The following is a 20,159-nucleotide window of genomic DNA, read 5'->3' as shown; positions in this document are numbered from 1 at the left end:
CGATCCCGACTTCCCCCTCCCACGGAGCACATACGGATGAGACGCGCAAAGATCGTCGCAACCCTCGGCCCGGCAACATCGACGTATGAGATGGTCCGCGCGATCATCGATGCAGGCGTCGACGTCGCCCGGTTCAACCTCAGTCACGGCGATTACTCGGTCCACGAGAACAACTTCGCGAACGTTCGCAAGGCGGCTGAGGACGCCGGACGTCCGGTCGCGATCCTCGCGGATCTCCAGGGTCCCAAGATCCGTCTCGGCAAGTTCGCCGACGGCCCGCACGAACTCGCGGTCGGCGACATCTTCAAGATCACCACCGAAGACATCCAGGGCACCAAGGAGATCGTCTCCACGACCTTCAAGGGTCTGCCCGAGGATGTCCGGCCGGGCGACTTCCTGCTGATCGATGACGGCAAGGTGCGCGTCGAGGTCACCGAGGTCGAGGGCAAGGTCGTCACGACGAAGGTCATCGTCGCGGGCCCGGTGTCGAACAACAAGGGCATCAACCTGCCCGGCGTGGCGGTCAACGTGCCGGCGCTCTCCGAGAAGGATGAGGCCGACCTCCGCTGGGCGCTGAACATCGGGGCCGACCTGATCGCACTGTCGTTCGTCCGCAGTGCGAAGGACGTGCAGCGCGTCCACGTCATCATGGCTGAAGAGGGACGGCACATCCCGGTCATCGCGAAGATCGAGAAGCCGCAGGCCGTCGACAACCTCGAAGAGATCATCGACGCGTTCGACGGCATCATGGTCGCCCGCGGCGACCTGGGCGTCGAGCTCCCGCTGGAAGCCGTGCCGATCGTGCAGAAGCGCGCCGTCGAGCTCTGTCGCCGCATGGCCAAGCCGGTCATCGTCGCGACGCAGATGCTCGAGTCGATGATCGACAACCCGGTTCCCACGCGTGCCGAGACGAGCGACGTGGCCAACGCCGTGCTCGATGGTGCGGACGCCGTGATGCTCTCCGGTGAGACGAGCGTCGGGAAGTATCCCGTCGGCGTCGTCGAGACCATGGCCAAGATCGTGAAGTCGACCGAGGAGCACGGTCTCGAGCGCATCCTGCCGCTCACGGCCAAGCCCCGCACCCAGGGCGGCGCCATCACGCTGGCGGCGGTCGAGGTCGCCGACTTCGTGGATGCCAAGTTCCTGTGCATCTTCACCGAGTCCGGTGACACCGCACGCCGGATGTCGCGCATCCGCTCGAAGATCCCGATGCTGGCCTTCACCCCCGAGCCGGCGATCCGTCGCCGCATGTCGCTCACCTGGGGTGTGCAGTCCACGCTTGTCGAGCACGTCGCACACACCGACAAGATGTTCATCCAGGTCGATGACTACCTGCTCGCACACGACCTCGCGAAGGTCGGCGACAAGGTCGTCGTGATCTCGGGATCCCCTCCCGGAATCATCGGGTCGACGAACGACATCCGCGTCCACAAGGTGGGCGACGCCGTGCACGGCGCAGCGCCGATCTATCGTCAGTAGACAATGGTCACCCCCCGCGGGGGAGTCGAAATCGCCCTCAGCCTGGCAATCGCTAGGCTGAGGGCGATCTTGTTGCTATCGAAAGGTGCTGATCTTGTTCTTCTGGTGGTTGCTCTGGGCGTTCTACTTCATCGCCTACCTCTACGTCATCATTTTCGTCATCCGGGATCTCTTCCGCGATGACAGCCTCAACGGCTGGCTCAAGGCGCTGTGGATCATCGCCCTCGTCTTCGTGCCGTTCCTCACGGGCATCGTGTACATCATCGCGAGGGGCAAGGGGATCGCCGAGCGCGAGTACCAGACGCGGGCGATGGTCGGCGAGAACGACGCCTACCGCCCGTCGGCCTCAGTGAGCCCGGCCGAAGACATCGCTCGCGCGAAGGCGCTGCTCGACGCCGGCACCATCTCGCAGGGTGAGTTCGAAGCGCTCAAGAGCAAGGCGCTCGGAAACCAGTACTTCGGCGCATAGCCGGTACGAACAGAAGAAGAGCGGATGCCTCCACCGAGGCATCCGCTCTTCTTTTCGTACCGGTGGTGGGACTCGAACCCACATGCCCTCACGGGCAACCGATTTTGAGTCGGTCGCGTCTGCCATTCCGCCACACCGGCGCACCTGAAATCGACGATACCGCAGCCGTATCGACTGCGACGCTGGCGCGTCTCCGTCGATGGTGGTGGGACTCGTCCCCGCGGCCTCTCCACGCGGCGCTTCGCACCGCGCGGAGCCTCTGGCCGCGTGGGCCCGCCCACATGCCCTCACGGGCAACCGATTTTGAGTCGGTCGCGTCTGCCATTCCGCCACACCGGCGCACCTGAAATCGACGATACCGCAGCCGTATCGACTGCGACGCCGGCGCGTCTCTGCTCCGTTCCGCCACACCAGCGGGCACGGCCGCGTTTGAAGATACCCTAGGATTCAAAGGTGACTGAGCAAGAACAGGCCACTTCGGCATCCACTCCCCGCCGCGTCGTCGTCGCGGAGGATGAGTCGCTGATCCGCCTCGACATCGTTGAAATCCTCCGAGACAACGGGTTCGACGTGGTCGGCGAAGCAGGCGACGGCGAGACGGCCGTGCAACTCGCGACCGAGCTGCGTCCCGACCTCGTCATCATGGATGTCAAGATGCCGCAGCTCGACGGCATCAGCGCCGCTGAGAAGCTCAGCAAGAACCACATCGCGCCGGTCGTCCTGCTCACGGCGTTCAGCCAGAAGGAGCTCGTCGAGCGTGCGAGCGAGGCAGGCGCCCTCGCCTACGTGGTGAAGCCGTTCACCCCGAACGACCTCCTCCCCGCGATCGAGATCGCACTGGCCCGCTACGAGCAGATCATCACGCTCGAGGCTGAGGTCGCCGACATGGTGGAGCGCTTCGAGACCCGCAAGCTCGTCGACCGCGCCAAGGGGCTTCTCAACGAGAAGATGGGCCTGTCCGAGCCCGAGGCCTTCCGCTGGATCCAGAAGGCCTCGATGGATCGCCGACTGACGATGCAGGATGTCGCGAAGGCCATCATCGAGCAGCTCGCTCCCAAAAAGGGCTGACCCGAAGACTTCGAACGGATGCCGCAGCCTCTGGCTGCGGCATCCGTCATTTCCCCTCGCGCGTGACCTCGACGTCGCGGGCGGGCTCACGCCCTACGTCATCATGTACGGCCCCGAGACAGGGATTGTCGCCGAGACAGCGCGTCGTGCGGCCCTGTCTCGGCGAGTCGCCCTGCCTCGGCGCAGTCGGCGGGGCGCGTCGCGGGCGGCGCGTGGCGGGCGGCGACGTCGGAAGTCAGGACAGATCCCGGATCATGTTGGTGATCCGGATCGTCGAGCACCGCCGGCCCTGATCGTCGCTCACGACGATCTCATGCACCGTGAGGCTGCGCCCCAGGTGAATGGGCGTGCACACGCCGGTGACGAGGCCGGAGGTCGCAGAGCGCGTGTGGGTTGCGTTGATGTCGACGCCCACCGCCAGACGGCCGGGGCCTGCGTGGTAGTTCGCGTGCATCGAGCCGAGCGACTCGCCCAGCACGACATAGGCGCCGCCGTGGAAGAGGCCGACGGGCTGGGTGTTGCCTTCGACCGGCATGGTGCCGGCAGCTCGCTCAGGCGTGAATTCGACCCATTCGAACCCCATCTTCTCGGCAAGCGCGCCGATGCCTCGAGATCGGGCCCAGGAAAGGCCATCAGGGGCGGATGCGTCGTCGGACATCGGTCTCCTCGGGGAGTGGGGATCGCCTGCCGCCGCCGCTCTCGGGCGGCGTCCGGGGCTGTCGTAGGCCCCGACTAGGCTGACACGGTGACGGACTCCGCAAAGCCTACCCTCCTCGTCGTGGACGGCCATTCGCTGGCCTATCGCGCGTTCTACGCCCTCCCCGTCGACAACTTCTCGACCAAGGACGGGCAGTACACGAACGGCATCTACGGATTCCTCGCGATGCTCATCAACCTGATCAAGGCTGAGCAGCCCACTCACCTGGCGGTTGCGTTCGACACGTCGAGGCAGTCTTTCCGCACCCGCGAGTATCCCGAATACAAGGCCACGCGGTCCGAGACTCCGAGCGAGTTCAAGGGGCAGATCCCGCTTCTCCAGGACTGCCTGGCGGCGATGAGCATCACGGTTCTCCAGAAGGAGGACTTCGAGGCCGACGACATCCTCGCGACACTCGCCACCCAGGGTGCAGCCGAGGGATTCACCGTGCTGGTGTGCTCGGGCGACCGCGACACGATCCAGCTCGTCGATGACCGCACGACGCTGCTCTACCCCAACGTGCAGGGCGTCTCGCAGCTGAAGCGCTACGACCGCCAGGCCGTGATCGACCGCTACGGCGTTCCCCCCGAGCAGTACCCCGACATTGCGGCGCTCGTCGGCGAGACGAGCGACAACCTCCCCGGCGTGCCCAAGGTGGGCGAGAAGACCGCCGTGAAGTGGCTGACCCAGTACGGCACCCTTGACGCCCTCCTCGACAATGCCGACAAAGTCACCGGCGTGGTGGGCGCGAACTTGCGCGAGCACCTCGAATCGGTGCGGCGCAACCGATCGCTCAACCGCCTGCTGACCGACGTCGAGCTGCCGGTAGGTCCCCATGACCTCGAGGTTCAGCCGATGGATGCCCAGGCCGTGCGCGACATCTTCGCGCGTCTGGAGTTCAAGACGCTGATCCCTCGGGTCGCCGAGCTCGCGGGGATCGAGCAGCAGATGGCCGCCGTCACCTCCGCAGCCGCGGTCCCGATGCCGGTCGCCGTCCAGCCTGGCCCGGCAGACCTGCTCGCCTGGCTGGATGCCGCGAAGGGCGACGTCGCCGTGACACTCGTCCTCGAGGGCGGCCTTCCGCGCCGCGTCGGCTTCGCGACGACGGATGCCGCCGCCGAGGCCGATTGGACGACCGAGGTCTCAACCGCCCTGACCGACTGGCTCGCCTCCGATGCGCCGAAGGTCTTCACCGACGCCAAACCGCAGGTCAAGGCGCTCCATCGGGCGGGGCTGCGCCTCGGCGGGCTGTCGTTCGATGTGCTGCTCGCCGGCTGGCTGCTCCGCCCGAGCTTTCCCGACAAGTCGCTCGCCGACCTCGTCGAGCGCTACCTCGATGAGAAGCTGCCTGAAGCCGACCCCAGCCAGCTGGTGCCCGAAACCGAGGGGGCGACACCCGGCCAGCTCTCGTGGTTCTCTCTCCGCGTCGCGCAGGCCCTCCGCGCCGAGCTGCCCGCATCCGTGGCCGCGGTGCTGACAGACATGGAGCTGCCTACCCTGCAGACACTCGCCGCCATGGAACTGGCGGGCGTCGCCGTCTCGCACGCCAAACTGTCGGACTTCTCTGCCGAGCTCGGCGAGCGAGCCGACGCGATCGCGCAGAGCGCCTTTGCGGCGATCGGCCACGAGGTCAACCTGGGCTCACCCAAGCAGCTGCAGGAGGTGCTCTTCGAGGAGCTCCAGCTGCCGAAGACGCGCAAGACGAAGACCGGCTACTCGACGGACGCCGCTGTGCTCGCCGATCTGCAGGAGTCCCACCCGCACCCGTTCCTCGACCTGCTCCTGCAGCACCGCGAGGCGACCAAGCTGCGTCAGATCATCGAGTCCCTCGACGTGGCGATCGCGCCTGATCACCGCGTCCGCACGACATACCTGCAGACCGGCAGCCAGACTGGCCGCCTGTCGAGCACCGACCCGAACCTGCAGAACATCCCGGTCCGCACCGAAGAGAGCCGGCGCATCCGCTCGGCGTTCGAGGTGGGCGAGGGCTACGAGACGCTTCTCACCGCCGACTACTCGCAGATCGAGATGCGCATCATGGCGCATCTGTCCGAGGATCCGGGGCTCATCGAGGCGTTCAACTCGGGCGAGGACCTGCACCGCTTCGTGGGCGCGCGCGTGTTCGGCGTGGCCCCCGAGGACGTCACCGCTCCCATGCGCACGAAGGTCAAGGCGATGTCGTACGGACTCGTCTACGGGCTCTCGGCCTTCGGGCTCTCCAAGCAGCTGCGCATCGAGCAGTCCGAGGCGAAGCAGCTCATGATGGAGTACTTCGCCCGGTTCGGGGCGGTGCGCGACTACCTCCGCTCCTCGGTGGAGCAGGCTCGCATCGATGGGTACACCGAGACGATCTTCGGCCGTCGGCGGCCTTTCCCCGACCTCGCGAGCCCCAACCGGGTGCTCCGCGAGAACGCCGAGCGCGCCGCTCTCAACGCGCCCATTCAGGGCAGTGCCGCCGACATCATGAAGATCGCCCTCTTCCACATCCACGACGACCTTCTCGCCGAAGGGCTGCGCTCGCGCGTGCTGATGCAGATCCACGACGAACTGGTCGTCGAGGTCGCCGAGGGGGAGTGGGATGCCGCGGAGCGCGTGGTCCGCACCCGCATGGGCGATGCCGCCCGGCTGACCGTGCCCCTCGACGTGCAGATCGGTCGAGGCGCGGACTGGAACGAAGCAGCGCACTGATCGACCCCGTCGATCAGTGCGGCGCTCAGCCATTCGCCGGAACCCCGTCTCGTCATAGGCTCGAGATCATGACTGCTGCTCCCCGCAACTCCACGCCGATCGACCGGATCGCCGATGCCTGGGTCGACACGCTCGCAGAGCTGGATCCCTCGCTCGCGACCTACATCGGCAGGAACGAGCACAACGCCCGGTACGCCGACTTCTCGCCTGAGGGGCAGGAGCGCCTCGCTGAGGCGAGGCGCTCGACACTGGCTGAGCTCGACGCGGCAGCGCCGGCCGACGCCGTGGACGAGGTCACGAAGGAGGACCTCTCGCGCGAACTCCGCCTCGATCTCGAGCTTCACGAGGCGAACTGGCACCTGCGCGACCTCAACGTGATCGCCTCGCCCGCGCAGGACATCCGTGCGGTGTTCGATCTCATGCCGACGGCAACGGTGGACGACTGGTCGGTCGTCTCCGCCCGCTTGAAGGCGCTTCCGGCCGCCATCGAGGGCTATACGGCGACCCTCCGCCAGGGCATCGGGCAGGGGGTGGTGCCCGCCCGCCGTCAGGTGTCCGAGGTCGTCACCCAGATCGGTCGGTACACGAGCGACTCCGGCTTCTTCGCTTCGTTCGCCGCGGACGCGGGACCGGAAGACGGCCAGCTGCCGGCATCCCTCGCCCGTGACATCGCCGATGGTGTCAACGCCGCGCGGGTGGCGTATGACGCACTGGCGACATTCCTCGCGTCCGAACTGGCGCCGGCAGCCGGCGAACAGGATGCCGTGGGTCGCGAACTGTATGCGCTGCAATCCCGGCGCTTCCTCGGGGCGACGATCGACCTCGATGAGACGTACGAGTGGGGCATCGAAGAGCTCTCGCGGATGGTCGCCGAGCAGGAGTCGATCGCGCGCGAGATCAAGCCCGGCGCCGGCGTCGAGGAAGCGGTGGCGTTCCTCGAGCAGGATCCCGCGCGCAAGCTCAAGGGCACCGAGGCGCTGCAGCGATGGATGCAGGAGACGAGTGACAAGGCGGTGGAGGAGCTCGGTCGCACCCACTTCGACATCCCGGAGCCGATCCGGACGCTCGAGTGCATGATCGCGCCGACGAATGAGGGCGGGATCTACTACACCGGCCCCACCGACGACTTCTCGCGGCCGGGCCGGATGTGGTGGTCTGTGCCCGAAGGCGTCGACGAGTTCGACACGTGGCGCGAGCTCACCACCGTGTATCACGAGGGCGTGCCCGGTCACCACCTCCAGATCGCTCAGGCGGTGTACAACCGCGCCGAGCTGAACTCGTGGCGCCGGCTGCTCGCAGGCGGGTCAGGGCACGCCGAGGGCTGGGCCCTCTACGCCGAACGTCTCATGGAGCAGCTCGGCTACCTGGACGATCCCGCCGATCGGCTGGGGATGCTGGACGGTCAGCGCATGCGCGCGGCCAGAGTCGTGCTCGACATCGGCCTCCACCTCTCGAAGCCGAGGCTCGACGCCTCGTCGGGTGCCGCAGCAAGCGGTGGGGGAGTATGGGACTTCGACTATGCGCTGGAGTTCATGCGCCACAACGTGAACATGCCCGATGAGTTCATCCGCTTCGAGGTGAACCGATATGCCGGGTGGCCGGGGCAGGCCCCCGCCTACAAAGTCGGTCAGCGCATCTGGGAGCAGCTGCGCGACGAGGTGGCCGACAGGCAAGGTGCGGACTTCTCGATCAAGGCGTTCCACAAACGTGCGCTGGCGATCGGAGGCGTGGGACTCGACACGCTGCGAACGGCCCTGGTCGGCTGATCCCTCAGTGATCCTCGGGGCTGTCCGAGAGCAGGCGCGTGACCTCATCATCGGTCGTCTGGGTGAAATCCTCGTAGTACTGACCGACAGCCCAGAAGTCCACCTCGCGGTGCAGGCAGATGTACTCGTCCACCTCGAGCGAGTCGGGACGCCATGAATGGGGTGCCACGGGGACGGCGACGACGATCCGAGCGGCTCCGTGGGCGCGTTGCGCCAGACAGGCCGCCCTGGCTGTCGACCCCGTCGCGACACCGTCGTCGATGATGATGGCCGTGCGACCGCTGACGTCGAGTGCCGTCAGCTCGAACGACGTCCTGCGTCTGGCGAGCTCAGCACGTTCGCGCTGCTCGACTGCCGCCAGCTGTACGGGTGTGACCTTCGCGTCGTGCAGCGACACCGGGTCCACGATCCGGACGCCGTCCGCGATCGCTCCCAGGGCGAACTCGTCATGCTGCGGGGCGCCGAGCTTGCGGACCACGGCGACCCCCAGGGGAAGCATGAGGGCTCGCGCCACCGGGGCGGCGACGACCACGCCGCCTCGAGGAATGCCGAGGACAACAGCATCGATGCCACGCAGGTGCGCGAGTTCACCAGCGAGCTCTCGCCCTGCGTGCGTCCGATCCGCGAAGATGGCCACGCTCTCACCCTAGGCGCGGCTCTTGCCGCGCGTGCCTCCAGGCGACTGACGATGGGTCGGGAATGGCACGGCTGCAACCGAGGTTCTATGCAGATGAATGAAAGGATGTGTCATGGCGATCAGCGACCCTGCACAGCTCGAACTGGGTTTGGACACCTTCGGAGACGTCACCCGGGACGACGCCGGTGAGTTTCTGAGCGACGCGGCGACCATCCGCAATGTCGTGGATCAGGCTGTGCTGGCCGATGAGGTGGGGCTCTCGTTCTTCGGAGTGGGGGAGCACCACCGACCGGAGTTCGCCGTGTCGAGCCCCGAAATCGTCCTCGCCGCAGCCGCGGGGCTCACGAAGCAGATCCATCTGGGCACAGCGGTGACGGTGCTCTCGAGCGACGATCCCGTGCGCGTCTACGAGCGATTCGCCACGCTGGACGCCGTCTCGAACGGTCGCGCGGAGGTGATCCTCGGGCGGGGCTCGTTCATCGAGTCCTTCCCGCTCTTCGGCTACGACCTGCGCGACTATGAGCGGCTCTTCGAGGAGAAGCTCGACCTCTTCTCGCAGCTGCTGCTGGAGAAGCCCGTCACGTGGTCGGGCTCCACCCGCGCGTCGCTCGAGAACGCCGATGTCTTCCCCAAGACGGAGCAGGGCATCAAGGCCTGGGTGGGTGTAGGCGGGACGCCGGAGTCCGTCGTCCGAGCGGCGCGATACGGGTACGGCCTGATGCTGGCGATCATCGGCGGGCCGTCTCATCGCTTCCGGATGTTCGTCGACCTCTATCGGCGATCACTGGACTCCTTCGGACGTGCATCGCTTCCGATCGGAGTCCACTCGCCGGGCCACGTCGCCGAGACCGATCAGCAGGCGTGGGATGAGGCGTACGAGGGCTTCGAGTCGATGAACAACACGATCGGGCGCGAGCGCGGATGGCCGGCCTACAACCGGCTGCGCTTCCAGCACGATGTGGGCCCCGACGGTGCGCTCTACGTGGGCTCGCCCGAGACGGTGGCACGCAAGATCGCCGACACCGTTCGGGCGCTCGACCTCGACCGGTTCGATATGAAGTTCTCGACCGGCACGCTGCCGCACGACAAGATGATGCGCTCGATCGAGCTCTACGGCACGAAGGTGCAGCCGCTGGTCCGCGAACTCCTTGCGTAGCATCGTGCGCGGGTCGCCGGAGGGCGGACCGCTCCGTCGGCCGGCGGTCGACGCATAGGCTGTCGGGATGGCATCGGTTCGATTCGTCGCGATCGGCGACTCCTTCACCGAGGGCGTCGGCGACGAGCTCCCCGACGGCCACGTGCGCGGATGGGCCGATCTCGTGGCTCGCGGATGGGCGGATGCGACAGGCGCGCCCGTCGATTACGCCAACCTCGCCATTCGCGGCAAGCTGGTGAGCCCGATCATCGAGCAGCAGCTCGAACCCGCGCTCGCGCTGAAGCCCACGCACCTGTCATTCAACGGCGGCGGCAACGATATGCTCCGCCCGCGCGCTTCAGTGGCGCGGATCGTCGGAGCATTCGACCAGGTGATGCGGCGGTGCGACGAAGAGGGTGTGACGCTCATCCTGCTGTCGGGTGCCAACCCCTCTCCGCAGCTGCCGCTCGGTCGCGTCTTCCAGCGTCGCGGCGATGTTCTCTCCGCAGCGGTGGCGGCCCACCTCACGGACCGGCCCGACATCGTGCGCGCATTCAACTGGCCCGACCGGGAGCTTTCGAGCCCCGGGTACTGGTCGGACGATCGCCTGCACATGAACGCTCGCGGGCATCATCGTGTCGCGGCCCGTGTGCTCACGTCGCTCGGCTTCGAGCCCGATCCCTCCTGGTGGTCCCTGCCCGCCCTGCCCGAGCGAGCGCCCGTGGCGACGACCGCCTACTACCGCGAGCATGTGGGCCCGTGGGTGCGCCGGCGATTGAACGGGACCTCGTCCGGTGACAACCGAGAGCCGAAGTTCGCAGCGTGGACGACGATCGACCCCTCACACGAGTGATGCCTCCGCAACTCATTCCTCCGCGCGGCCGGTGACTGAGTAGACGAGCTCGGCGAACTGTCCCGCCTGCCGCACGGATTCGAGCCTGAGACGATCGGACTCGAGGCGGCGGGGGAGGAGCGGCCTCCCCGATCCGAGCGTGACCGGCGCGACCGAGACCCGCACCTCGTCGAGCAGCCCGGCATCGGCGAACTGGCCGACGACGTCTCCGCCACCCACCACCCAGACGTCCCGTTCACCCGCTGCATCGCGAAGCGCGTCCCAGATCTCGGTGATCGCCCCCGAATGGAATCGCAGCCGCGCGGTGGGAATGGGCGGAAGATCGCGAGTGCTGAGCACCACGGCGAGTCGATCCCCGTACGGCCACTTCTCGGGGTGCGCCAGCATATTCTCGTGCCGCAGCAGCCATTCGTATGTCGTCGAGCCCATGATGAGGGCGCCGATCGTGTCCATGAAGCCGCTGAAGTCGCTCTCAGCAGCGTCCGCTCCCGGCACGACGAAGAGCCACGACAGCGAGTCGACATCGTCTGCGATGTACCCGTCGAGAGTGGTCGCGGTGTTGTAGATGACTCGAGGCATGCCTTCACGATAGGCGCGGCATCCGACATCTTGACGTAGCATTCAACCAAACGGTATAGTACCGATTGGTTGAATACGAAGGGATCCAGATGGACGTGCAGAGCGAGGAGCGGCTCAACCGCACTTTCGCTGCACTCGCGGATCCGACCCGGCGCGAGATCCTGGCGCGCCTCGCGGCCGGCGAAGCGAGCGTGGGAGAGCTGGCAGCTCCCTTCGACATGTCGTTCGCCGCGGTGTCCAAGCATCTGAGGGTGCTGGAGGCGGCGGGACTGGTGACACGCGGGCGCGAGGCGCAGTACCGTCCGGCGCGGCTCGAGGCGCAGCCGCTGGCCGCGGCATCCCGATGGATCAATGACTATGCGCGCTTCTGGAACGACTCACTCGACTCGCTCAGTTCGTACCTCGGCGTCCTGCAGCAGCTGACCACCCCCACCGACAAGACCGGCATGACCAACGACAAGGAGCACTCCCATGACTGACTACTTCACCATCACCCGCGATCTGGCCGCGCCGCGCGAGCTCGTCTTCGACGCCATCACCAAGCCCGAGCACTTCGCCGTCTGGTTCGGCACCGCGGCGATCGACGTGCCGAGCGACACGCTCTCGATGGACGTCCGGCCGGGCGGCGAGTTCCGCGCGGTCATGGTGCTGCCGGACGGCAACAAGATCAACTGGGGCGGGGAGTACGTCGAGGTCGACCCGCCGGCCCGGCTTGCGATGACGCTCAGTGACAACCCGGGGGAGTACGCCGGACTGCCGGTGCTCTTCGACCTGGAAGAGATCGCCACCGGAACGCGCCTGACGATCAGCCAGGACCGCTCGGACTTCGGCGACGAGCAGGTGGCCGCGACGATCGCGGGCTACAACGCGTTCGTCGATGACATGGAGCGTGAGCTTGCTCGGATGCAGAGCGCGTGACTGCACCTTCCGGCCGGTTGTCAACCCCTCCCTGCGCTTCGCGGTGATCTGACAGCATGCGAAGACGGGATGCCTCACCCGACGCATCCGGAAAGGAACCTCGCATGAGCATCGGTGGCGGAATACTCCTCATAGTTGTCGGCGCCATCCTGGCGTTCGCGCTGAACGTGCAGCTGGACTGGGTGAACCTCGCTCTCGTCGGGTACATCCTGATGGGCGCCGGCGTGATCATCACCATCATCGGAATCGTGCTGCTGGCCCGCCGCCGCCGCTCGGACACGGTCACCCGCACAGCGGTGGACCCGACGGGCAACGAGCGCGTGACCCGCCAGTCCACCGTCACGCCGGACGACACCGCCGGGCTCTGACGCCAGGACTCCTCACGTCGAAGGTCGGCGCAGCGGCTTCCAGACCGCGCTGCGCCGGCCTTCGTGTATGTCAGCGCGCCGCGGCCACACCATCAGATCATTGCGTCGATGGCTGCTCGGTGGGGCGTGATTCGTCATCCTCGTCGTCGTCCATTTCGGCGGCGTAGACGGCAAGCGGCGGAACCCCGAGGAAGAGCGCCACGAACTTTCCCCACGGACCCATCGGACGTGTGCTCTCGTCAGGCATTTCGACTCCTCGTGACACCCGTGATGCTTACGCTACGCCTGCCGATTCCATCGCCACAGGCGCTTGTCGGGGGCGGAGGCAGAAAGGCGAGTTGACATAATGTGCATTATCGGCGATTAGCCATGCGCTCAGCGGGACGAGATCTCGGCTGTTCCCTCGAACCGCAGACGAATGCCGCCTGATGCATCCCGCAGGATCACCAGGAGCGTCCGCTCGCAGCCTCGGCAGCGCAGGATGGATCCGGCATCGTCCCGCTCGACGGCGACCTCTGCCAGGTCGCCGTGCTGACCGCAGTGCCGGCACGTGATGCGCAGCGTCGCGGCATCCGTGCTCATGAACTCGGCGAGGATCCCCGCCAGGGCGTTCCCATCGACGTGCTCGACATGCGCGCGCATCAGGCGCCTCCGAATCGCTCGGTCTTGATCCGGCCGGTCGGATGGCCGCGTGCGACGAGAAGATCCGTGACGAACTCCACAAACCTCGTCGGCCCGCACACAAAGACGGTCGGGTCATCGGCGACCGGCAGCACGGCGGCATCCAGTATCTCTGCGGTGACCCTGCCGACCTGGCCCGACCAGCCATTCGGGGCCGATCGGGTGAACGCCCAGGTCACGGCGACTCCCCCGTCCGCGGTGAGTTCTTCCAACTCATCGCGATATATCGCGTCTTCGGCCGTCTTCACGGAGATCAGCAGGCGGAACGGCTGAGATGTCGCCGCGTCGACCCGCGCCCGCGCCATCGCACGGAGCGGCACGACGCCCGAGCCTCCGGCGATGAGCTGAACCGGTGAGGGATCGTCCTGGCGCCACACGAAGTATCCGCCGAGCGGGCCGAGCACCTCCAGCGCGTCACCAGGCGCGACGTCATGCACCAGGTAGGGCGAGACCTCGCCATCCGGCACCTCGTCGACGCCGAGCTCGATCGTGTCGCCCTCTCCTGCGAGGCCGATCGAATACGAGCGGACGGCCTGATAGCCGTCTTCCGCCGTGAGGCGCACGTCGACGTGCTGCCCCGGCAGACTGCCGGGCCAACCCGGTGCCGAAAGCCGGAGGATGCGAGACCTCGGAGTCGCCGCGATCGCTTCGACGACCTGGGCGTCTCGCCAGACGACGCGGCTGGAGGCCTGCGTCGTCACCAGTAGCGCTCCTCGGTCCATGGATCTCCGTGCAGGTGATAGCCGTTCTGCTCCCAGAACCCGGGATCGTCGTGCTCGTGGAGGACGAGTGCCCTGACCCATTTCGCGCTCTTCCAGAAATAGAGGTGGGGCACCAGCAGACGGGCGGGACCACCGTGCTCGGGGTCGAGCGGCTCGCCGTCGAACTCGAAGGCCACCCATGCCTTTCCGCCGAGCAGATCTTCGAGCGGGATGTTGGTGGTGTAGCCGCCGTAGGAGTGCGCCATCGCGTACTCGACGCTCGGGTCGATGCCCTCGAAAAGGGTGTCGAGCGACACACCGCGCCACGAGGTGCCGAGCTTCGTCCACCGCGTCACACAGTGGATGTCGGTGGCGACCTCCTCCTGCGGAAGCGCCATGAATTCCTCCCACGTCCACGACCGGTCCACGCCTTCGCCGGATCGGATCGTGAACCGCCACTCCCCCGGCTCGATTGCGGGAGTGGGGCCGGCCGACAGCACGGGGAAGTCCTCGGTCAGGTACTGTCCTGGCGGAAGGCGCGCGTCTGACTCGCGACGCCGAGCGCCGAAACCGCGGGAGAACACTGCCATGAACGCTCCTCGCACCCGAGCGGGCGACATCCCGCCGACGCCCCCAGGCTAGCGATGCCGCTCCCCCTGCGCGACCTCTGGCCTCGGGGATCGCCGTTCGGGCAGGCCACCGCCGATAGCCTGGGATGGTGACCCCGCACCACGGCAGCCCGTCTCGCGCATGATCGAGGCGCTCACCGGGTTCGCGGTCGTCGGGGTGGCCATCCTGCTCGGCTGGATCATCGGGCGCACCGATCTGCTGGGTGAGCACGCGCGGCCTGTGCTGGCGCGCCTGACGTTCTTCGTGCTCTCACCCTTCCTGCTCTTCGTCGTTCTGGGGCAGGCGGATGTGCGGATGCTCTTCTCCGCGATGCTGCCGGTCTCGGCGATCGCCGCGGTATCGGTCATCGCCGTCTTCGCACTGGTGGCACGGTTCGTCTGGAAGCGGCCGGTCGGCGACATTGTCATCGGAGCGCTCTCGGCAGGTCAGGTCAACTCCAACAACATCGGCATCCCACTGTCGCTCTACCTGCTCGGGTCGGCCGCTTACCCGGCGCCCGTGATCCTCATGCAGCTGCTCGTGTTCACGCCCATCTCGATGACGATCCTCGAGGCGATCACCGCGGGCAAGACGTCGATCTGGCGAGCCCTCGGGCGGACGCTGACGAATCCGATCGTCGTCGGATCGGTGCTCGGCACGATCGTCTCGGTGTCGGGGATCGAACTGCCGCCCGTCGTGCTCCAGCCGGCGCAGCTCATCGCCAACGCCTGCGTTCCCGTCCTGCTGATCTCGTACGGCATCTCGCTGCACGGGCAGCGGGTGCTCGGATCGTCGGGGCGGCGACGCGACATCACACTGGCGACAGTGCTGAAGCTGGTGGTCATGCCGCTCGTCGCCTGGGCGGTCGCAGAGTTCGTGTTCGGGCTGCCGCCCCACGACGTGCTGGTCGTCGTCGTACTCGCAGCGCTGCCGACGGCCCAGAACGTCTTCAACTACTCGCAGCGATACGGCGTGGGCGAGACGATCTCGCGAGACACCGTCTTCCTCACCACGATCGGCTGCGTGCCCATCCTGCTGCTGGCGACGCTGGTCCTCGGCTGACAGCCGCGCGACGCTGAGCGACACAAGGGGGCGGACGCACCGTCGCATTGCAAGGCGACGATGCTCCAGCGCGTTAGGCTAGGCGGGACCTTCCCAGGAAACACTCAGAAAGGGCTCTCATGTCCGGATCAGCTGCCGAGAAATCGGCCATCAACGGCGTACGCACCGCCTTCGGCGTGGGCGGCGTCCTCTCCATCCTCGCCGGTCTCCTCATCCTCTGGCAGCCGCAGGGCTCCGCCGCATTCGTCACCATCGTCATCGCCATCTACGCGATCGTCGGCGGTCTGGTCTACGCGGGCCTCGGCATCTTCTCCAAGGCGAAGGGCGGCTGGGCGCGTCTCGGCCACATCGTCCTCGGCCTCATCTTCATCGCGGGTGGCATCGTCGCGCTGTTCAACCTCCAGCAGGCGACCGCCTGGCTGGCGGTCTTCGTCGGCATCCTCGTCGGTATCCTCTGGATCGTCGAGGGCATCGTCTCGCTCTCGACGCTCGGCGACGCCGCGTCGAAGGGCTGGACGATCTTCTTCGCGATCATCAGCATCATCGCCGGTGTCTACCTCGTGGTCACCCCGCTCCTCGGCGCCGTGGTCCTGTGGTGGCTGCTGGGCATCCTGCTCATCGTGCTGGGTATCATCCAGATCGTCCGCGCCTTCAAGTTCTCGGGACGCGACTTCTGATCGATGCGTGAAGAGGAACGGCCCCGGGTTCGCACCCGGGGCCGTTCCTCTTGGTCGTGGAGCCGGTCACTCGCCGCCGAACGACCCCGTGTCGCCGACGAGGCGGGTGTTGTCAGCGGGGATCGGCTCGACCGCGGCGAGGGCGACCTCGGCAGCGAACTCCGAGACGTTGTAGAGCTTCCCCGCGTCCTCACGTCGGGAGGCGAGGGCGCCCGGATTCGCGCGCTCGAGCAGCGTGGCCGTGATGGTGCCCTCGATCATGTCGCCCGAGACCACGACGAACTCGATGCCGCGCTCGGTGAGCTCCGGGATGCGCTCGCGCAGAGCGTCCTCGCCGGCGCGCTTCGACAGCGCCACGGGCACATACTCGGGCATCGTCGGCGTCGTGCGGATGAAGTGGGCCTGGTGGCTCGTCACGAAGACGACCCGCGATCCTTCTCCGAGCAGGGGAAGCGCCGTCTCGAGGACCCGCACCTGGGCGTCGCGGTTGAGCTGCAGCGCGTAGTCCTCAGCCATGCCGGACTCCATGCCGCCGGACGCGTTCAGGACGAGCACGTCCAGCCGGCCGAACGCCCGCTTCACCTCGTCGAACATCGCCTCCACCGACTCTGCGTCCGTGAGGTCCGCGCCCACGACCAGCGCCTCGACACCCAGTCCGCGCAGCTCGGTGGCGAGCTTCTCGGCACGGGGAGCCTTATTGCGGTAGTTGATGACGACGTTCGCACCCGCCTGCGCGAGGTAGCGCACGGTGTCGGCGCCGATGCCGCGCGACGAGCCGGTGACGAGGGAGGTCTTGCCGACGAGCGTGCCGGGAGAAAGGGGCGTGAGGGGTTCGGACACGTGGTTTCCCAAAGGGTTGCGATGGTGCCGATCAGCGGATGCCGCGGCCGCCGCGCGAAGGCGCGCGGCACGTCATCGACCCTACCAATCGCCCCCGTCGCGTACCCGATCCAGGCGGGTGCACGCGTGATAGGTTCGAGCAAGGAGGCACACCGTGGAGTTCATCCAGACGCTCGAAGATTGGGCATGGATCGGCTGGCTGGTGCTGATCCTCGTATTCCTCGTGGTCGAGATGCTGACCCTCGACTTCACCTTCCTGATGCTGAGCATCGGCAGTGTGGCAGGCCTGGCGTCAGGACTCCTCGGCGCCCCGCTCTGGCTTCAGGTCGTGATCGCCGCGGTCGTGGCGGCGGTGCTCGTGCTGGTCCTCCGGCCGCCCTTGCTGCGCCGGCTGCACCGCGGGGAAGACCCCACGCCCAGCAACATGGCCGCCCTCGTCGGCCTGTCCGGGCGCGTCCTGTCCACCGTCTCGACCGAAGCCGGTCAGGTGAAGCTCGCGAACGGCGACATCTGGACCGCTCGGGCCGAAGCATCCGGTGCCATCGAACCAGGAGTCCCTGTCCGCGTCAGTCGCATCGACGGCGCGACCGCCTACGTCAGGCCCGCTTCAGAGGAGACTGCATGACCCCCGAAGAGATCGTCCCCGCCGCCATCGGGTGGGTCCTCGCGCTCGCGGTCCTGATCTTCGTCTTCGTCGTCATCGTCCGCTCGGTGCGCATCATCCCGCAGGCGAGCGCCGGCGTGGTGGAGCGCCTCGGCCGGTACCACAAGACGCTCACCCCCGGCCTGAACCTGCTGGTCCCGTTCATCGACCGCCTGCGCCCGTTGATCGACATGCGCGAGCAGGTGGTCTCGTTTCCCCCGCAGCCGGTGATCACCGAGGACAACCTGGTCGTCTCGATCGACACCGTCGTCTACTTCCAGGTCACGGATGCCCGCGCTGCGACATACGAGATCGCGAACTACCTCGGCGCGGTCGAGCAGCTCACCACGACGACACTGCGCAACGTGGTCGGCAGCCTCAACCTCGAAGAGGCGCTCACCAGCCGCGACAACATCAACGGGCAGCTGCGCGTCGTCCTCGACGAAGCCACGGGCAAGTGGGGCGTACGGGTCGGCCGCGTCGAGCTGAAGGCGATCGACCCGCCGCACAGCATCCAGGACTCGATGGAGAAGCAGATGCGCGCCGAGCGCGACCGTCGCGCCCTGATCCTCACCGCCGAAGGCACGAAGCAGTCCGCGATCCTCACCGCGGAGGGTCAGCGACAGGCTGAGATCCTCAAGGCCGAGGGTGACAAGCAGGCGGCGGTGCTCAGGGCCCAGGGTGAGGCGGAGGCGATCGAGACCGTCTTCCGCGCGATCCACGTCGGCAATGCAGACCCGAAACTGCTCGCCTACCAGTACCTGCAGACGCTCCCGAAGATCAGCGACAGCCCCTCGAGCAAGCTGTGGATCATCCCGAGCGAGTTCACCGAGGCGCTCAAGGGCGTGAGCGGCGCCTTCGCGGGCTCCCTCGCCGACGCGGCGAAGCGAGCGGATGCCGGCTCCCCCACGTCGGACAACACCACTGGTTCGATCGCCCCGGCGGCTTCTGGCGGTCCTGCTGCTCCTGCTTCGGAGCTGCCCCCGACGGCATGACGCATCCCTGGTTCGCCGGCGTCGCGACTCCTCGAGTACTGGCGCACCGGGGGCTGGTCCCGACAAATGCCGGCCGGCGGCACATCGCGGAGAACTCGCTCGCGGCCATCGCGGCGGCTCACGCTGCCGGCGCCACCTATGTCGAGTCGGACTGCCACCTGACGCGTGACGGCGTCGTCGTCCTGTTCCACGATGAGGATCTTCGACGCGTGACCGGCGACCCGCGCCGCGTCGACGAGGTGATCCTGCGCGACCTCGAGATGCTCATGCGCGACCATGGCGGGCTCATCACGCTCGAGCAGGCGCTGCACTCGTTTCCCGATGTGCGCTTCAACCTCGACGTGAAGGCGGCCGGTGCTGCGCAGGCCGTCGGGCGCCTGGTGGCTCCACACGGGGCGCGGGTGCTGCTGACGAGCTTCTCCGACGATCGACGCCGAGCGGCCCTCCAGGCGGCCGCCCGCACCGGCTCAGGCGTCCGGCCGGCGACCTCTGCAGGGACGGCGACCATCACCCGGCTCCTCGGTGCCGTCTCTGTGCGGTCGCGTCCGCTCGCCCTCCGGGTCCTGGGCGACATCGACGCTGTGCAGGTGCCTGAGCGCCAGGGCAGGCTGCGGATCGTGACCCCCCGCTTCATCGAGTACGCGCACGCCGCGGGCGTCGAAGTGCACGTCTGGACCATCAATGACACCGCCGACATGACCCGCCTCGTCGCGCTCGGTGTGGACGGCATCGTGACCGACAGGGCTGATCTCGCTCTCGCCGTGCTCCGCTAGCGGGATCTCGAGTCCCACGTCCAACGAGACGGAGTCTCACCTGTGCATTGGCCGTGAATGGCTGGCAAACAGCCGTTCTTCGGATGAGATGTCCAGGTCGCTTCGTTAGACCTGAATAGCGACGAGAGGACCCGAAATGGCAGACCGCAGCCTGCGCGGCATTCGACTCGGCGCCCAGAGCCTACAAAGCGAAGAGGGCGTCGTGTTCCATGAACGCGCACATCACACATACACGTGCACGGCTTGTGGACGTGACACCACATTGGCCTTCGCGGCCGACGCAGAGGTTCCCGATTCCTGGGAATGCCGCACCTGCGGCTCCGAAGCGCTCCTGCGCATCGGCGAGGGGACGGCGACCGTCGACCACAGTGGCGACAAGGTTCCGCGTTCCCACTGGGACATGCTGCTCGAGCGGCGTACGCTCCCTGAGCTCGAAGAGCTCCTCGAGGAGCGCCTCGCCTACATCCGCGGACGCCGCGGTGCGGGCGAAGAAGTCAGCGCCGACAAGATGAGCGCCTGAC

24 protein-coding genes and 1 tRNA gene are annotated in these 20,159 nt (G+C 67.2%); 16 read left to right on the top strand and 9 right to left on the bottom strand.

Features of this window, described 5'->3' with window-relative positions; all coding sequences use genetic code 11:
- Positions 1–36 precede the first annotated feature (36 nt).
- Both pyk and AC1DP3_RS03895 read left to right on the top strand, forming a co-directional pair.
- Positions 37–1,479 (top strand): pyruvate kinase, encoded by a 1,443-nt coding sequence (pyk, locus tag AC1DP3_RS03900; RefSeq protein ID WP_477291466.1) that lies wholly within the window; start codon positions 37–39, stop codon positions 1,477–1,479.
- Between the two features lie 94 nt (positions 1,480–1,573).
- The gene (locus AC1DP3_RS03895; RefSeq protein WP_477291465.1) at positions 1,574–1,948 is read left to right on the top strand and encodes an SHOCT domain-containing protein; all 375 of its coding nucleotides are present in this window, start codon (positions 1,574–1,576) and stop codon (positions 1,946–1,948) included.
- Positions 1,949–2,005: 57 nt separating this feature from the next.
- Here AC1DP3_RS03895 and AC1DP3_RS03890 read toward each other — a convergent pair.
- Positions 2,006–2,088, bottom strand: a tRNA-Leu gene (locus tag AC1DP3_RS03890).
- A 313-nt stretch (positions 2,089–2,401) separates the two neighbouring features.
- Here AC1DP3_RS03890 and AC1DP3_RS03885 point away from each other — a divergent pair.
- Positions 2,402–3,016, top strand: coding sequence for an ANTAR domain-containing response regulator (locus AC1DP3_RS03885; RefSeq protein ID WP_477291463.1), 615 nt, complete (start codon positions 2,402–2,404; stop codon positions 3,014–3,016).
- 235 nt (positions 3,017–3,251) lie between these two features.
- On the opposite strand, the gene AC1DP3_RS03880 is transcribed toward AC1DP3_RS03885, so the two are convergent.
- Positions 3,252–3,674 (bottom strand): hotdog fold thioesterase, encoded by a 423-nt coding sequence (locus AC1DP3_RS03880; RefSeq protein WP_477291462.1) that lies wholly within the window; start codon positions 3,672–3,674, stop codon positions 3,252–3,254.
- 87 nt (positions 3,675–3,761) lie between these two features.
- Here AC1DP3_RS03880 and polA point away from each other — a divergent pair, with 87 nt between their 5' ends.
- Both polA and AC1DP3_RS03870 read left to right on the top strand, forming a co-directional pair.
- On the top strand, positions 3,762–6,401 hold the full coding sequence (gene polA, locus AC1DP3_RS03875; RefSeq protein WP_477291460.1) for a DNA polymerase I: 2,640 nt from the start codon (positions 3,762–3,764) through the stop codon (positions 6,399–6,401).
- A 68-nt stretch (positions 6,402–6,469) separates the two neighbouring features.
- Positions 6,470–8,167 (top strand): DUF885 domain-containing protein, encoded by a 1,698-nt coding sequence (locus AC1DP3_RS03870; RefSeq protein WP_477291458.1) that lies wholly within the window; start codon positions 6,470–6,472, stop codon positions 8,165–8,167.
- A gap of 4 nt (positions 8,168–8,171) precedes the next feature.
- Here AC1DP3_RS03870 and AC1DP3_RS03865 read toward each other — a convergent pair whose 3' ends face one another.
- Positions 8,172–8,804 carry a phosphoribosyltransferase gene (locus AC1DP3_RS03865; RefSeq protein WP_477291456.1) on the bottom strand — a complete coding sequence of 211 codons (633 nt, stop codon included), beginning with the start codon at positions 8,802–8,804 and terminating at the stop codon, positions 8,172–8,174.
- Positions 8,805–8,916: 112 nt separating this feature from the next.
- Between AC1DP3_RS03865 and AC1DP3_RS03860 the strand changes: the two genes are divergently transcribed.
- Both AC1DP3_RS03860 and AC1DP3_RS03855 read left to right on the top strand, forming a co-directional pair.
- Positions 8,917–9,960, top strand: coding sequence for an LLM class flavin-dependent oxidoreductase (locus tag AC1DP3_RS03860; protein ID WP_477291454.1), 1,044 nt, complete (start codon positions 8,917–8,919; stop codon positions 9,958–9,960).
- Positions 9,961–10,027: 67 nt separating this feature from the next.
- Positions 10,028–10,792: an SGNH/GDSL hydrolase family protein gene (locus tag AC1DP3_RS03855; protein WP_477291452.1), complete on the top strand. Its 765-nt coding sequence runs from the start codon at positions 10,028–10,030 to the stop codon at positions 10,790–10,792.
- A 12-nt stretch (positions 10,793–10,804) separates the two neighbouring features.
- On the opposite strand, the gene AC1DP3_RS03850 is transcribed toward AC1DP3_RS03855, so the two are convergent.
- On the bottom strand, positions 10,805–11,371 hold the full coding sequence (locus tag AC1DP3_RS03850) for a dihydrofolate reductase family protein (protein WP_477291450.1): 567 nt from the start codon (positions 11,369–11,371) through the stop codon (positions 10,805–10,807).
- An 89-nt stretch (positions 11,372–11,460) separates the two neighbouring features.
- On the opposite strand from AC1DP3_RS03850, the gene AC1DP3_RS03845 reads away from it, so the two are divergent.
- From AC1DP3_RS03845 to AC1DP3_RS03835, 3 genes are all read left to right on the top strand, one after another.
- A complete protein-coding gene (locus tag AC1DP3_RS03845; protein WP_477291449.1) occupies positions 11,461–11,850 on the top strand; it encodes an ArsR/SmtB family transcription factor in 390 nt (129 codons plus the stop codon).
- The gene (locus AC1DP3_RS03840) at positions 11,843–12,289 is read left to right on the top strand and encodes an SRPBCC family protein (RefSeq protein ID WP_477291447.1); all 447 of its coding nucleotides are present in this window, start codon (positions 11,843–11,845) and stop codon (positions 12,287–12,289) included. The genes AC1DP3_RS03845 and AC1DP3_RS03840 overlap by 8 nt, the downstream gene beginning before the upstream one ends.
- A 104-nt stretch (positions 12,290–12,393) precedes the next feature.
- On the top strand, positions 12,394–12,657 hold the full coding sequence (locus AC1DP3_RS03835; RefSeq protein ID WP_477291445.1) for a DUF6458 family protein: 264 nt from the start codon (positions 12,394–12,396) through the stop codon (positions 12,655–12,657).
- A 97-nt stretch (positions 12,658–12,754) separates the two neighbouring features.
- On the opposite strand, the gene AC1DP3_RS03830 is transcribed toward AC1DP3_RS03835, so the two are convergent.
- From AC1DP3_RS03830 to AC1DP3_RS03815, 4 genes are all read right to left on the bottom strand, one after another.
- On the bottom strand, positions 12,755–12,904 hold the full coding sequence (locus AC1DP3_RS03830; protein ID WP_477291443.1) for a hypothetical protein: 150 nt from the start codon (positions 12,902–12,904) through the stop codon (positions 12,755–12,757).
- Between the two features lie 128 nt (positions 12,905–13,032).
- On the bottom strand, positions 13,033–13,299 hold the full coding sequence (locus AC1DP3_RS03825) for a DUF6510 family protein (RefSeq protein ID WP_477291441.1): 267 nt from the start codon (positions 13,297–13,299) through the stop codon (positions 13,033–13,035).
- Positions 13,299–14,039 (bottom strand): ferredoxin reductase, encoded by a 741-nt coding sequence (locus AC1DP3_RS03820; protein ID WP_477291440.1) that lies wholly within the window; start codon positions 14,037–14,039, stop codon positions 13,299–13,301. Before AC1DP3_RS03820 ends, AC1DP3_RS03825 begins: the two co-directional genes overlap by 1 nt.
- A complete protein-coding gene (locus AC1DP3_RS03815; RefSeq protein ID WP_477291439.1) occupies positions 14,036–14,629 on the bottom strand; it encodes a sulfite oxidase-like oxidoreductase in 594 nt (197 codons plus the stop codon). Before AC1DP3_RS03815 ends, AC1DP3_RS03820 begins: the two co-directional genes overlap by 4 nt.
- A 160-nt stretch (positions 14,630–14,789) precedes the next feature.
- Between AC1DP3_RS03815 and AC1DP3_RS03810 the strand changes: the two genes are divergently transcribed.
- Both AC1DP3_RS03810 and AC1DP3_RS03805 read left to right on the top strand, forming a co-directional pair.
- The gene (locus AC1DP3_RS03810) at positions 14,790–15,710 is read left to right on the top strand and encodes an AEC family transporter (protein ID WP_477291437.1); all 921 of its coding nucleotides are present in this window, start codon (positions 14,790–14,792) and stop codon (positions 15,708–15,710) included.
- Positions 15,711–15,829: 119 nt separating this feature from the next.
- Complete coding sequence (locus tag AC1DP3_RS03805; RefSeq protein ID WP_477291435.1) at positions 15,830–16,387, top strand: DUF308 domain-containing protein; 558 nt, start codon at positions 15,830–15,832, stop codon at positions 16,385–16,387.
- 66 nt (positions 16,388–16,453) lie between these two features.
- Here the strand turns inward: AC1DP3_RS03805 and AC1DP3_RS03800 are convergent, their stop codons facing one another.
- Positions 16,454–17,227, bottom strand: a complete 774-nt coding sequence (locus AC1DP3_RS03800) for an SDR family oxidoreductase (protein ID WP_477291433.1) — start codon at positions 17,225–17,227, stop codon at positions 16,454–16,456.
- A gap of 154 nt (positions 17,228–17,381) precedes the next feature.
- On the opposite strand from AC1DP3_RS03800, the gene AC1DP3_RS03795 reads away from it, so the two are divergent.
- The 4 genes from AC1DP3_RS03795 to AC1DP3_RS03780 all read left to right on the top strand — a co-directional run bounded on the left by AC1DP3_RS03795 (position 17,382) and on the right by AC1DP3_RS03780 (position 20,158).
- Entirely contained in the window at positions 17,382–17,852 is a 471-nt protein-coding gene (locus AC1DP3_RS03795) for an NfeD family protein (RefSeq protein WP_477291431.1), read from the top strand.
- Entirely contained in the window at positions 17,849–18,865 is a 1,017-nt protein-coding gene (locus tag AC1DP3_RS03790) for an SPFH domain-containing protein (protein WP_477291429.1), read from the top strand. The genes AC1DP3_RS03795 and AC1DP3_RS03790 overlap by 4 nt, the downstream gene beginning before the upstream one ends.
- A complete protein-coding gene (locus AC1DP3_RS03785; protein WP_477291427.1) occupies positions 18,862–19,638 on the top strand; it encodes a glycerophosphodiester phosphodiesterase family protein in 777 nt (258 codons plus the stop codon). The genes AC1DP3_RS03790 and AC1DP3_RS03785 overlap by 4 nt, the downstream gene beginning before the upstream one ends.
- Positions 19,639–19,774: 136 nt before the next feature.
- A complete protein-coding gene (locus AC1DP3_RS03780; protein ID WP_477291425.1) occupies positions 19,775–20,158 on the top strand; it encodes an RNA polymerase-binding protein RbpA in 384 nt (127 codons plus the stop codon).
- The last annotated feature ends 1 nt before the right edge of the window (position 20,159 follow it).

It is taken from the genome of Microbacterium sp. P5_B6 (assembly GCF_056400345.1).
This window is presented reverse-complemented; position numbering and strand designations above follow the sequence as displayed.

Excerpts from the sequence above, each read along its gene's own strand:
- pyk (WP_477291466.1), top strand. The coding sequence starts at position 37 with ATGAGACGCGCAAAGATCGTCGCAACCCTCGGCCCGGCAACATCGACG.
- AC1DP3_RS03880 (WP_477291462.1), bottom strand. The coding sequence starts at position 3,674 with ATGTCCGACGACGCATCCGCCCCTGATGGCCTTTCCTGGGCCCGATCT.
- AC1DP3_RS03870 (WP_477291458.1), top strand. The coding sequence starts at position 6,470 with ATGACTGCTGCTCCCCGCAACTCCACGCCGATCGACCGGATCGCCGAT.
- AC1DP3_RS03860 (WP_477291454.1), top strand. The coding sequence starts at position 8,917 with ATGGCGATCAGCGACCCTGCACAGCTCGAACTGGGTTTGGACACCTTC.
- AC1DP3_RS03855 (WP_477291452.1), top strand. The coding sequence starts at position 10,028 with ATGGCATCGGTTCGATTCGTCGCGATCGGCGACTCCTTCACCGAGGGC.
- AC1DP3_RS03850 (WP_477291450.1), bottom strand. The coding sequence starts at position 11,371 with ATGCCTCGAGTCATCTACAACACCGCGACCACTCTCGACGGGTACATC.
- AC1DP3_RS03845 (WP_477291449.1), top strand. The coding sequence starts at position 11,461 with ATGGACGTGCAGAGCGAGGAGCGGCTCAACCGCACTTTCGCTGCACTC.
- AC1DP3_RS03840 (WP_477291447.1), top strand. The coding sequence starts at position 11,843 with ATGACTGACTACTTCACCATCACCCGCGATCTGGCCGCGCCGCGCGAG.
- AC1DP3_RS03835 (WP_477291445.1), top strand. The coding sequence starts at position 12,394 with ATGAGCATCGGTGGCGGAATACTCCTCATAGTTGTCGGCGCCATCCTG.
- AC1DP3_RS03830 (WP_477291443.1), bottom strand. The coding sequence starts at position 12,904 with ATGCCTGACGAGAGCACACGTCCGATGGGTCCGTGGGGAAAGTTCGTG.
- AC1DP3_RS03825 (WP_477291441.1), bottom strand. The coding sequence starts at position 13,299 with ATGCGCGCGCATGTCGAGCACGTCGATGGGAACGCCCTGGCGGGGATC.
- AC1DP3_RS03815 (WP_477291439.1), bottom strand. The coding sequence starts at position 14,629 with ATGGCAGTGTTCTCCCGCGGTTTCGGCGCTCGGCGTCGCGAGTCAGAC.
- AC1DP3_RS03810 (WP_477291437.1), top strand. The coding sequence starts at position 14,790 with ATGATCGAGGCGCTCACCGGGTTCGCGGTCGTCGGGGTGGCCATCCTG.
- AC1DP3_RS03805 (WP_477291435.1), top strand. The coding sequence starts at position 15,830 with ATGTCCGGATCAGCTGCCGAGAAATCGGCCATCAACGGCGTACGCACC.
- AC1DP3_RS03790 (WP_477291429.1), top strand. The coding sequence starts at position 17,849 with ATGACCCCCGAAGAGATCGTCCCCGCCGCCATCGGGTGGGTCCTCGCG.
- AC1DP3_RS03785 (WP_477291427.1), top strand. The coding sequence starts at position 18,862 with ATGACGCATCCCTGGTTCGCCGGCGTCGCGACTCCTCGAGTACTGGCG.
- AC1DP3_RS03780 (WP_477291425.1), top strand. The coding sequence starts at position 19,775 with ATGGCAGACCGCAGCCTGCGCGGCATTCGACTCGGCGCCCAGAGCCTA.